The 12,009-nt window shown below is 72.6% G+C and carries 10 protein-coding genes; 6 read left to right on the top strand and 4 right to left on the bottom strand.

Annotated features, from left to right (window positions below; genetic code table 11):
- Window positions 1-24: 24 nt before the first annotated feature.
- Genes ACZ63F_RS18090 through ACZ63F_RS18065 form a run of 6 tightly spaced genes read left to right on the top strand, consistent with a single transcriptional unit; the run spans window position 25 to window position 5,655 of the window.
- Window positions 25-948, top strand: a complete 924-nt coding sequence (locus ACZ63F_RS18090; protein ID WP_469712129.1) for an ornithine carbamoyltransferase — start codon at window positions 25-27, stop codon at window positions 946-948.
- Window positions 945-2,225, top strand: coding sequence for an MFS transporter (locus ACZ63F_RS18085; protein WP_469712127.1), 1,281 nt, complete (start codon window positions 945-947; stop codon window positions 2,223-2,225). Before ACZ63F_RS18090 ends, ACZ63F_RS18085 begins: the two co-directional genes overlap by 4 nt.
- Window positions 2,194-2,982: a thioesterase II family protein gene (locus tag ACZ63F_RS18080; RefSeq protein ID WP_469712125.1), complete on the top strand. Its 789-nt coding sequence runs from the start codon at window positions 2,194-2,196 to the stop codon at window positions 2,980-2,982. Before ACZ63F_RS18085 ends, ACZ63F_RS18080 begins: the two co-directional genes overlap by 32 nt.
- Window positions 2,983-2,985: 3 nt before the next feature.
- Window positions 2,986-3,924, top strand: a complete 939-nt coding sequence (locus ACZ63F_RS18075) for a TauD/TfdA family dioxygenase (protein ID WP_469712124.1) — start codon at window positions 2,986-2,988, stop codon at window positions 3,922-3,924.
- A 4-nt stretch (window positions 3,925-3,928) separates the two neighbouring features.
- On the top strand, window positions 3,929-4,714 hold the full coding sequence (locus ACZ63F_RS18070) for a 4'-phosphopantetheinyl transferase family protein (RefSeq protein WP_469712122.1): 786 nt from the start codon (window positions 3,929-3,931) through the stop codon (window positions 4,712-4,714).
- Window positions 4,711-5,655, top strand: a complete 945-nt coding sequence (locus ACZ63F_RS18065; RefSeq protein WP_450767199.1) for a TauD/TfdA family dioxygenase — start codon at window positions 4,711-4,713, stop codon at window positions 5,653-5,655. Before ACZ63F_RS18070 ends, ACZ63F_RS18065 begins: the two co-directional genes overlap by 4 nt.
- Before the next feature lie 302 nt (window positions 5,656-5,957).
- On the opposite strand, the gene ACZ63F_RS18060 is transcribed toward ACZ63F_RS18065, so the two are convergent.
- From ACZ63F_RS18060 to ACZ63F_RS18045, 4 genes are all read right to left on the bottom strand, one after another.
- A complete protein-coding gene (locus ACZ63F_RS18060) occupies window positions 5,958-8,414 on the bottom strand; it encodes an ABC transporter permease (protein ID WP_469712120.1) in 2,457 nt (818 codons plus the stop codon).
- Window positions 8,408-9,145 (bottom strand): ABC transporter ATP-binding protein, encoded by a 738-nt coding sequence (locus ACZ63F_RS18055; RefSeq protein WP_469712118.1) that lies wholly within the window; start codon window positions 9,143-9,145, stop codon window positions 8,408-8,410. Before ACZ63F_RS18055 ends, ACZ63F_RS18060 begins: the two co-directional genes overlap by 7 nt.
- A 186-nt stretch (window positions 9,146-9,331) precedes the next feature.
- Window positions 9,332-9,847: a DedA family protein gene (locus tag ACZ63F_RS18050; RefSeq protein WP_450767205.1), complete on the bottom strand. Its 516-nt coding sequence runs from the start codon at window positions 9,845-9,847 to the stop codon at window positions 9,332-9,334.
- A 117-nt stretch (window positions 9,848-9,964) separates the two neighbouring features.
- Window positions 9,965-11,809: an AfsR/SARP family transcriptional regulator gene (locus ACZ63F_RS18045; RefSeq protein ID WP_469712116.1), complete on the bottom strand. Its 1,845-nt coding sequence runs from the start codon at window positions 11,807-11,809 to the stop codon at window positions 9,965-9,967.
- Between the last annotated feature and the right edge of the window lie 200 nt (window positions 11,810-12,009).

The raw sequence follows: 12,009 nt of genomic DNA, 5'->3' as shown, positions 1-12,009 counted from the left end.
GCACGTACCCTCCAGGAGGAACCCGTGGCTTCCGTACGGCATCTGATCTCCATCGACGACCTCGACGACGCCGACCTGTACGCGCTGGTCGACCGCGGTGCCGAGTTCTCGGCCGGCGCCGCCGGCCGGCCCGCCCCGCTCGCCGGTGACATCGTGGGTGTCTACTTCAGCAAGACCTCGACCCGGACGCGTACCGCTTTCTCCAGCGGCGCTCTGCGCCTGGGCGCGCGGGTCATCGCGTACGGACCCGGCGACCTCCAGCTCAACACCGGTGAAACCAGTGAGGACACCGGCCGTGTGATGTCCGGGATGCTCGACGTCCTGGTCGCCCGGACCGCGGACGACCCCGCCGAGATGCGCGCCTGGGCCGCTCAGGAGCGCATGGCCGTGATCAACGCGATGAGTGCCGACGAGCACCCCACCCAGGCGCTCACCGACCTGACCACCCTGCGGCGGCGGTTCGGCCAGGTCGAGGGACTGCGTGTGCTCTACGTCGGTGAGGGCAACAACACCGCCACCGCGCTGTCCCTCGCCCTGACCCGGTTCTCGGGCGTCGAGTTCGAACTGCGCACGCCGCCGGGGTACGGCCTGCCCACGTACTACCGCGAGCGTGCCACCGAACAGGCCGCCCGGTACGACGCGGTGTTCCGCGAGCGCCACGACATGACAGACCTGCCGGCCGGCCTGGACGTGGTGTACACCACGCGCTGGCAGACCACCGGCACCAGCAAGCCCGACCCCGGCTGGCGGGCGGTGTTCGCGCCGTTCCAGGTGACCGAGACGTTGTGGGAGAACAGCCCGAAGGCCGTCTTCCTGCACGACCTGCCTGCGCACCGCGGCGACGAGGTCACCGCCGAGGTGCTCGACGGCCCCGCCAGCGTCGCCTTCCAGCAGGCTGAGAACAAGATGCACAGCGCGATGGCGGTCCTCGAGTGGTGCAGGACATGACCCTTCTCGAAGGCGCCGGGAGCGGCCCGGCGGCCCGGACCCCCACCGCGCCGCTGCACCGCAACCGCGACTTCCTGCTCCTGTGGTCGGGGGCGAGCATGTCGTTCCTGGCGAACCGGGTCACAGCCGTCGCCTATCCGCTGATCGTGCTGTGGCACACCGGCTCCCCGCTGGCCATGTCCGTGGTGTCCACGGCGGCGCTGCTGCCGCTGCTGCTCGTGCAGTTGCCGGCCGGCGCCCTCGTGGACCGCTGGGACCGGCGCCGGCTGATGCTGGTGTGCGAGACCGGCCGGGTCGCCGCGGTGGGCAGCGTGGCGCTCGCCCTCGCCGCGGGCCGGATGACGGTCGCCCACCTGGCGGCCGTGGCGTTCGTGGAGGCGTCCCTCGCCGTGTTCTACCGGCTTGCCGAGCGGGGAGCCGTACGCAACATCGTGCACCCGGCGCACCTGCCCACGGCGTTCGCGCAGAACGAGGCACGAGGGCGGGCGGCGGGGCTGCTCGGCCAGCCCGGTGGCGTACTGCTGCAGTCGGCGGGCCGCTGGGTGCCGTTCGGCTTCGGCGCCCTGGGCTACCTCGTCTCCGCCGTCAGCCTGCTGCTCATCCGCAAGGACTTCCAGCAGGAACGCACCGACCCCGGCAGCCGGCGCCGCATGGCCGGCGAGGTCGCCGAGGGGATGCGCTGGCTGTGGCGACAGCGGTTCCTGCGCGCGGCGTTCGGCTATGTCGCCGGCACCAACATCCTGTTCCAGATGCTCGCCCTCGCCCTGATCCTGCGGATCAAGGAGGCGGGGATGCCCTCGGCGACCCTCGCGATCGTCCTGGGTATCGGAGGCGTCGGCGGTCTGTGCGGAGCGCTCGTGGGCGGCCGGATCCAGCGCCGGACGCGTCAGCGCACGCTGCTGATCGGCGGGGCCGTCGTATGGGCGGTGCTGATCGGAGCCATGGGATTCACCCGGGGACCCGTGCCGCTCGGCGCGCTGTACGCGGGCACCGGGTTCGTGGGCGCCGTGTTCAACGTGGCCGCCGCCGTCTACCAGGTGCGCACCACTCCGGACGAGCTCCAGGGTCGGGTCGCCGCCACCGCGGGGCTCATCGGCTCCGGGACCAACGCGCTCGGCTCGTTCGGGGGAGGGCTGCTCCTCGCCGCCTGGGGCGCCCTGCCCACGGTCCGCGTGATCGCCGCCGCCATGGCCGTACTGGCCGTGCTCGTCGCAGTGGCACCGGGCTTGAAAGGAGAGATCCCGGATGACGGGACCGACACCGACGCGGCCGGCTGACCGGCCCGTGCGCAGCGACCCGTGGCTGCGGACCTACCGCGCCGCGTCCGGCCGGGCGCCCCGGATCCGCCTCGTGTGCTTCCCGCACGCGGGCGGCAACGCCCAGCTCTTCCACAGCTGGCCGGCCCGTCTGCCGGACGACGTGGAACTGCTCGCGGTCTGCTGTCCGGGCCGTCAGGAGCGGCTGGCCGAGCCCTTCGTCGAGGACATGGCCACGCTCGCCGACGCCGTCACCGCCGCGCTGCTGCCCCACCTCGACCGGCCCATCGCCCTGTTCGGGCACAGCATGGGCGCGTCCGTCGCCTATGAGACCGCCCTCCGGCTGGAGAACCGGCACGAGGTCGTCCCGCGGCGCCTGGTGGTCTCGGCCCGCTCCGCGCCGCACCGCTCCCGGCGCACCGGGCTGCACCTGCGCCACGACGACGAACTGGTGGCCGGGGTGCGCCGGCTGGGCTCGCTGGGTTCGGAGGCCTACGACATCCCGGAGCTGCGCGAACTACTGCTGCCCGCGCTGCGTGCCGACTACCGGCTCATCGAGGGCTACCGCCCCTCGGCACCGCCTGTGCCGACCCGCGCTCCGATCACCGCATGCCTCGGGCTCGACGACCCGGGCTGCGACCGAGACGACGTACTGGCCTGGTCCGAGCTGACCCGCGCCCAGGACTTCGCCCTGCGCACCTACCCGGGCGACCACTTCTACCTCGCCGCACGGGAGGCCGAGCTGGTCGCCGACATCACCAAGGACCTGGAGGCATGAACCATGACGCAGACGAACATCTGGACGCCCCTTGAGATCGAGTCCGAAGGCGTCGGCGGCGTCGACGAACTGACCGACCGGCTCGACGACATGGGGCCGGGGGAGCTCACCCGGATGCTCACCGAGGAGAAGGGGCTGGTGTTCCGGGGATTCGAGGTCACGCACGAGTGCCTCGACAAGGTGCTCGACCGACTGCTGCCGAACCGCCTTGCCTATGTGCACGGCAACTCGCCCCGCACCAAGGTCGGCAGCAACGTCTACACCTCCACCGAGTACCCGCAGGAGTTCACCATCTCCATGCACAACGAGATGAGCTACGCCCACTCCTGGCCGGCCCGCCTCGCCTTCTACTGTCAGGTCCAGCCGGGCGGCGGCGGCGCCACCCCGGTCGTCGACGCCGCGCTGTGGCTCGAGTCCCTGGACTCCGAGGTGCGCGAGGCCTTCGCGGCCGGGGTGCGTTATGTGCAGAACCTGCACGACGGTTATGGCCTGGGCAAGAGCTGGCAGGACACTTTCGAGACGACCAGCCGCGAGGAGGTGGAGGCGTTCCTCGCCCCGACCGGCGCCGACTGGGAGTGGAAGGCCGACGGCGGCATCCGCGTCTCCTCGGTGCGTCCGGCCACCACCCGGCACCCGGTCACCGGCACCGAGGTGTGGTTCAACCAGGCCGACCAGTGGCACCCCGCCGGCCTCGGCGACGACACGGCGGCCGCCCTGGCGCAGATCATGCCCGAGGACGACCTGCCGCAGAACGTCACCTTCGCCGACGGCAGCCCCATTCCCGCCGAGTACGTCGTCCAGATCCGCGACCGCGGCCTGGACCACGCCGTCGACGTCGACTGGCACACCGGTGACCTCCTGCTCATCGACAACGTCTGGCTCGCCCACGGCCGCCGCCCGTTCACCGGCGACCGCCGGATCCTGGTCGCGATGTCGGACTGAGGCGATGAACGACGTCGCATACGCATCGCTCAGGGACGGTGGTGCGGTCCACGTCTGGCGTGGCCGGACCCCCGACGCGTTCGGGCCGGGCGACACCGCACTGGTGTCCGACGAGGAGTCGCGGAAAGTCCGGCGCCTGCCGGCCACGGCCGCGCTGCGGTACGCGGCCGCCCACACGGCCATGCGCCGGGTGCTCGCCGGATACCTCGGTGTGCCACCGCGCGACGTGGTCTTCGGCAGGCGTCCGTGTCCGCGCTGCGCCCACCCGGGGCACGGCCGGCCCCGGATCGACTGGCCGCCCACCGACCTGGACTTCAGCCTCTCGCGCTCCGGCCCGCACTGGCTGCTCGCCGTGGCCGCCGGGCAACGGGTCGGCGTGGACCTGGAGAGCGGCCGTCCGCTGGACGTGGACGGTGCCTCCCGGTTCGTGATGAGCGCCTCCGAACTCGCACACGTACGGGCCGCGCGGGACGACACGGCACGCAGGCATGCCTTCTTCCGGTGCTGGACGCGGAAGGAGGCCGTGGTCAAGGCGGTCGGCGTCGGCATCGCCACCGACCTCACCGGCGTCGACACACAGCCCGCCGAGGACGACCCGGTGCTGGTCACCTGCGCCGAAGGCACCGGCCCCGGCACCTGGCTGGTGCAGGACCTGCCGGTGACCGAGGGCGTCTTCGCGGCACTCGCCCGGGGGACGGGCCGGGCCGGGCCCGTCGTGGTCCGGCACTACTCCGGCACCACGGACGGCTGGGCAGACACCGCGCATACGAGAGAGGCAGGGGTCCGATGACCGCGATCGAGTACACCGGAGAGCCGGGCACTCCGGTCCACGATTTCATTCGCACCCGCCGCGAGAAGCTGCGGACGGTGCTCGGCGAGCGCGGGGCGATTCTGCTGCGCGGCTTCGAGGTCGGAGGCGTCGACGGGTTCGACGCGGTGGTGCACGCGTTCTCCGGCAGCGCTCCGCTGACCTACGCCGAGCGGTCCTCACCGCGCTCCACGATCAAGGGGCAGGTCTACACGTCCACGGACTATCCCGCCGACGAGGAGATCTTCCTGCACAACGAGAACTCGTACCAGGCGGTCTGGCCCAACACGCTGTACTTCTACTGCATCGAGCCCGCGCACACCCAGGGCGCGACGCCGCTCGCGGACATCCGCGAGGTGTACCGGGCCATCGATCCCGGGGTGCGCGAGGAGTTCGTCCGGCGCGGTGGCTGGCGCGTGGTGCGCAACTTCCACGGGGACTTCGGCGTGCCGTGGCAGGAGGCGTTCGGCACCGGCGACCGGGACGCGGTCGTGGCGTACTGCCGGGACAAGGGCATCACGGCCGAATGGCGCCCGGACGGCGGCCTGCGCACCACGGCCGTCCGGCCCGTGGTGCGTCGCCACCCGGTCTCCGGCGAGGAGGTGTGGTTCAACCACGCCACGTTCTGGCACGTCACCTCGCTGGCACCGGAGGTGCGGGAAGGGCTGCGGGAGATCTTCGCCGACGAGGACCTGCCCACGAACACGTACTTCGGTGACGGCGGGCCCGTCCCCGACGAGACAGTGGCGCACCTGCGGGACGCCTACCGCTCGGCGACGACGCGCTTCGACTGGCAGCGCGACGACGTCCTGATCGTGGACAACATGCTCGCCGCGCACGGCCGGGAGCCGTTCACCGGCCCCCGGAAGATCGCGGTGGCGATGGCCGAACTGTCCGACGTGGCGGCCGCTGCAACGAGCTGACACAAGGACCCCGCCGCACGGCGTGGGCCCGCTCGGCACGCGGGTCCTGTTCGCACGAGACGGCCGGGCGCTCCCGAGAGGGAGCGCCCGGCCGTCTCCGTCGTCCGCCCTCCGCACTCTCGCGGCCGGCTGCTCCCCGAAGGACCGGCCCCTGACACATCGGACGGCCGGGACGCTCTGCCAGAGGCGTCCCGGCCGTCGGTGCTCCGCGGCGCGGGCCACGGGGGATGGATGCCGCGCGGCGCGGAGGGCCGGCGCCGGCCGGGGCGGGGGAACGTACCGTCCGGCGCCGGGTCAGCGGGTCACTCCCGGACGCCCGCCAGCTCCACCGCCCGGCGGCGCAGGGCGACCGAGGCGGGGGCGACGGACGAGACCACGGCCAGCAGCGCGCAGGCGCCCACTGCCGTGCCGATGGCCGTCCAGGGGACCTGGATCGTGGTCCACACCGACAACAGGCCCAGGGCACTCCACATGCCCGCCAGGTTGAGCACGGCGACGAGCAGTCCGAGCACTCCGCCGACCGCCACGACCATCAGCGCCTCGGCGCCCACCAACCGCAGTACCTGCCACCGGGTGGCCCCGGCCAGCCGCAGCACCGCCAGGTCGCGCACCCGGTCCGACGTCGCCATGACCATGGTGTTGGCCAGCGAGATACCGGTGTAGAGCAGCGCGATGCCGAGGACCAGCAGGAAGCCCATCCGGGTCGTCCGGTTCGTCTCGGGGTAACTGGCCTGCACCCACTGGCCCTTGGTGAAGACCTGTCCGCCCGAGGCCCGCACCGCGGAACGCAGTCCGGCGGCCACGGCCCTCGCGTCGGCGCCGTGCCGAACGGCCACGTCGACCCGGTCGACGGCCGCGCCCGGGGCGTTGCGCGGCGTGACGTAGACGCCGTTGTCACCGGTCCCGGCGGTCATCACTGCGGCGATCCGCAGTGTCTTCTGCGTACCGTCACCGAGCCACACCCGCACCCGCTGTCCGACGGTGTGCTGCTGCCACTCCTCGTTGACGATGATCGAGCCGTCGTCGAGGTCGCTCGCCCTGCCGGACGCGATCGGCAGCCGGGTGGTGGCGGTGAGCGGACCGGGGTCCGCCGCGTGGGCCTCGTCCCTGCTGAGGGACACGCCGTCCTCCAGGACGTAGACGGCACTCGACGAGGTGGGGGACACCTCGGCGCCGGGCACGGCGCGCAGCTTCCGCAGGCTCGCCGCGTCGAATCCCGCGTCGCCCGCCGGGGCGACGACGAAGGCGGCGGCTGTCTGCTGACGCGTCTCGGTGGCCTTGGCCTCGTTCAGCGTAGCGGTGGCACCGAGCAGCGAGCCCGCGAGAGCGACCGTGACCAGGACCGGCGCCGCGATCGCGGCGGTGCGCCGCACACCGGCGGCGGCGTTCTCCCGCACCAGCATGCCGCCGGCACCGGGCAACTGGGCCGGAAGCCAGGCGAGCAGCCGGGTCAGCGGGCGCACCACCACCGGCGCGAGGAGTGCCACAGCGGTGATCAGCAGCATCGGCCGGCTCACATAGGTCTTGCGGTGCAACAGGTCACCCGGGCCGCTGAACAGCGCCAGGGCCAGGGTCACGACGGCGGTCAGCAGCAGCCCCGCGCCGAACAGCCAGCGGCCCCACGTCATCGTCCGGGTGTCCACGGACGCCTCGCGCAGCGCCTGGGTGGGCCCGGTGCGGCCCGCCCGCCAGGACGCGGCCACCACGCCGCACAGCGCGACGACCAGCCCCGTCCCGAAAGCCATGTAGTACGGCCAGGTGGCGGCGCCGATCCGGAACCAGCTCGGGGCGAGGCCGCCGTCGACCACCCACGTCGCCAGCCGGGGCGCGCCGTACGCGCCGAGCACGCACCCGGTGGCCGAGGCGAGCACACCGACCAAGAAGGCCTCGGCGAACACCATCCTGCGGATCTGCCCCGGAGTCGCCCCTGCCGTGCGCAGCAGCCCGAACTCGCGGCGCCGCTGCGCGACCGAGAACGCGAAGGTGGACGCCACCACGAAGACCGACACGAAGGTGGTGACGCCGCCCGCGGTGCCGAACATGGCGTTCATCGCGACGAGGGCCTCCTTGTCCCGGTCGGGATCCGCGTCGGCGTAGCGGCGTCCGGCACCGGTGAGAACCCGCACGCCGTCGCTGCCCTGCACCGCCGCGCGTACGGCGGCCGCGTCTGCATCCACGACCAACTGGGTACTCTTCGGCGACAGTTGGGCGGCGCGTGCGTCGGTGTAGAAGAGGGCGTGCTCGAAACCTCGCGGGGCGACGGCTCCGACCACCCGCACGGTGCCGTGATCGGTCCGCACCTGCTCGCCGGGTTTCGCCCAGCCGCCGCTGACGACGACCTCGTCGGCCGAGCGGGGGGCGCGACCCGCGTCGAGCTTGTAAGGGGCGAAGGCGGCGGTGGACCAGGGGTGACCGACCAGGTCGCCCGGCCCACCCCGGGCCCGTACGGCGAACGACCGGTCCTGGACGACAGTGCCGAGTTTCCTCAGCTTCGCGACGGTCTCGGGCGGCACGGAGCGCGGCTGGGCGAGCTTCTGCACCCGCTCGCCGATCGAGGTGGACACCCGCAGGCTGTCCGCTCCCTTGACCACGACCGGTGCGGCGGCGAACCGTTCCGGCGCGCGGTCGGGCGCCTTCAGCGACGAGGCGAGGGCCAGGCCCATCACGGCGATCAGCGCGACACCGAGCGACAGCGCGACGAAGCTGCCGACGAAGGTGATCCAGCGGGTGCGCAGGGTGCGCAGGGCGACACTCAGCACGGCGCGGCCTCCAGCTTGGTCATGCGCGTGGCGATGTCGTCGGCGCTCGCCCCGACCATCTCGCCGTTGACCCGTCCGTCGACGAAGAAGACGACACGGTCGGCGTACGACGCGGCCACCGGGTCGTGCGTGACCATGATGACCGTCTGGCCCTCGCCGTCGACCATGTCGCGCAGCAGCTCCAGCACCTCGCGGCTGGTCTGTGAGTCGAGGGCACCGGTCGGTTCGTCGGCGAAAAGCACCTCGGGGCGGGTGATCAGGGCGCGGGCGAGGGCGACCCGCTGCTGCTGGCCGCCGGACAGCTCGGTCGGCCGGTGGCCAGCCCTGTCGGCCAGGCCGACCTGGTCGAGCACCTCGCGCACCCGGGCCCTGGACGGGCGGCTGCCGGCGAGCCGCAGCGGCAGCGCCACGTTCTGCTCGGCGGTCAGGGACGGCAGCAGGTTGAACGACTGGAAGACGAACCCGATGCGGTCGCGCCGCAACAGGGTCAGCTTGGTCTCGTTCAGCTTCGTCAGCTCGGTGTCGCCCACGGTGACCGACCCCGACGTGGGGCGGTCAAGGCCTGCGGCGCACTGCAGCAGGGTCGACTTGCCCGAGCCGGAGGGGCCCATGACGGCGGTGAACGTTCCCGCCGGAAAGGCGAGCGAGACCTGGTCGAGCGCTGTCACCGCGCTGTCGCCCGACCCGTATCGCCTGCTGACGGAGCGCAACTGGATCGCGTCCTTGTTCATCTTTCCCTACTGTCCCTACTTGTTCGGTTCGGTCCTCCCGCGTGTCAGGCGGGACGGATGGGCGTTCGGTACGGCGTTGTCGGGGGTCGCCCAGGGGGTCGGCCCGGCGTGGCGTGTGGCAGCCGGCTGCACGGGCAGCACGTTGTGCGAAGGGAAAGCCCCGCGGGGACCTTGGGCACCGGGGACTCACCCGGGGCCGGCGCCCCCCAGCAGGTAACCGATCAGGACGAAGGCCGGTGCCCACACCGCGCTGCTGACCACCGACCAGAGGAGATAGCGCCGCACGGGCATGCGGGTCGCCCCGCACAGGGTGGGCACGAGCGTGCGCAGCACCGCCGTGAAGCGTGCCACGAACACCGCGCAGCCGCCGTGCCGTTCGATCAGACCGAGGGCCCGTTCGGTGTACCGGCGTCGGCGGTTGCGGTCCCGCAGGGGAGCCAGCGCCCGCGCCTGCCACCGGCGTCCGACCGCGTATCCCGCGACGTTGCCCAGGACCGCTCCGGCGACCGCGGTGAGCAGCGCCGCCTCGACGGTGACGTGGCCCCTGCAGGCGAGCGCGCCGCCCAGGACCACCGCCGTCTGCCCCGGCAGCAGCGCGCCCACCATCGGCAGCGCCGCTTCCAGCGCGGGCAGCAGCAGCACCGCGGCGAGGATGCCGAAGCTCCCGTGCGCCATCATGTGCTCCGCGAGCCATCCCGTCATCAGGGCGCCGCCTCTCTCGTCCGCTCGATGACTCCACGAAACCGCGCCGGGGCACCGCGGCGCACTGCGGCAGGAGCGACACTTGGGGTAGGGCCAGGCCTACCCGCGGCACTCGGTTCAGCTCACCCTGGTCAGCCTCACGTCCGCCCGGCACTCGCGCGGACCTGCCGCGACGAGCCGCATCAGCTCGTGGAAGCGGTACAGGGGCGCGCCGTCCCCGTCGATGCCCGCCAGCTCCAGCACCGATTTCTCGACCAGCCGCTCCAGGAGTTCCTCGGCCGGCTCCTCGGGCAGGCCGAACTCCTCGGCGGCGGCCGCGCCGAACGTCCCGTCGGCCCCCGGTGCCAGGGCGCAGGCCAACTCCTGTTCGACGACCGGCAGGTGCCGTAGGGCCGAGCCGAGACTCCGGGGTACGTCCAGGTCGCCGGTACGCAACTCCTCGACACGCACGGCCGGATCGGACAGGCGCCGGGCGAGCCGGGCCACGGGCCAGTGGGGACGCGCGGCCAGCCGGGTCGCGGCGGCCCGCAGGGCGAGCGGCAGTCCGCCGCACGCATGGGCGATGACACCGGCGGCGTCGGGTTCGACCAGGATGCGCGGCCTTCCGGCGACGGCCGCGAGCAGGTCGAGCGACTCCGAGGTCCCCAAGGGGTCGAGTGCGATGGTACGGAAGCCGGGCATCGTGAAGAGCCTGCTGCGGCTGGTGACGACGACGGCTGCGTCGTTCGTGGCCGGAAGCAGCGCGTCGAGACGGAACTCGTTCGTCGCGTCGTCCAGCAGGATCAGCAGTCGGCGCCCCACCGTACGGGTGCGGTAGCGGCGGATCAGGTCGTCCAGTTGCTCGGGACCTCCGCCGAGCGCCGACGTGTCGTCACAGGGTTCTCCGAGCGCTCGCAGCAACTGCCTGAGGGCGGCGGCGCAGTCCTTGACCGTGCCGTCCTCGCGACGCAGCCGGACGTGGAGCAGGCCGTCGGGAAACTCGTCGGCCACGGCGTGCGCGGCCTGTACGGCGAGCGCGGTCTTACCGACCCCCGCCATACCGGTGATCAATATGCGGCGCGCCCGGGCAGCGGCACGAGAACGCCCGGGGGCGGGCTCCAGCCGGGCGCACAGCTCGGCCAGTTGGCTCTGCCTGCCGGTGAAGTCGGCGAGCGCGGGCGGCACCATGACCGGCGGCGCGGCGTGTGGCGACCGCAGCGACACACCCGTCGACGCGGGCTCCAGCAGCAGGCTCAACTCCCCGCTGAGCAGCGCCTGATGGGTGGTCGTCAGGTCGTGGCCGGGGTCCACACCGAGTTCCTCGGCGAGCACCTGGCGGCCCTCCTGGAACACCTGAAGCGCATCGGCCTGACGCCCGCACCGGTAGAGGGCGGTCATCAGCTGGGCCCGCAGCCGCTCCCGTACCGGGAACTGGGCCACCAGGCCGGTGAGTTCGGGGACGAGCCCTTCGTGCCGGGCAAGTTCGAGATCGGCGTCGATGCGGTGCTCCAGGGCACCGGTCCGCGCCTCCTCCAGCCGCGGCAGTTCCGCCTCGGTGAGAAACGGCGTCACATTGGCCAGTGCCGGGCCGTGCCACAGATCGAGCGCGCGCCGCAGGGCACCGGCCGCCTCCTCGAACCGCCGGTCTTCCAGCGCTTTGCGGCCCAACCGCTCCAGGCGCTCGAACTCGACCACGTCGACCTGCGCGTCGGCGGCGACCAGCTGGTAACCGGGCTGCCTGCGGATCAGGTCGACGTGGGGGCCGAGGTGCTTCCTCAGCCGCGACACGTACGTGTAGATCTGGGCGTTCATCGTCGTGGGCGGACTCCATCCCCACAGCAGCCCGCTCAGTCGCTCGTCGCTGACGACCCGGCCGCGGGCGAGCAGCAGCACGGCCAGCACCGTGTGCACCTTGGAGCCCGAGAGCGGGATGCGCCGTGCTCCGTCTCTTGCCTCCACCGGTCCGAGAAGCCGGAATTCCATGAGTCATCCCCCACCTCGATGCGACCTGGGCCGCACAGGGCGACCCGGTCGGCTCGGAACGCCGAAGCGTCGTTCTCTGGCCAATGGTTGGCCCACGAACTGGCGGAATCCTGCCTTCGGGTTGGCAGCAGGTTGCGCTGGCAAGAGCCTGCGAAGAGTGCGCCGTGACCCGCGGCCCCACCCCCGAAGGTAGTGCTGGC

Source organism: Streptomyces sp. NPDC104761 (genome assembly GCF_055583445.1).
The sequence above is the reverse complement of the archived record's forward strand: the minus strand, read 5'-3'. Positions and strand labels throughout refer to the sequence as shown.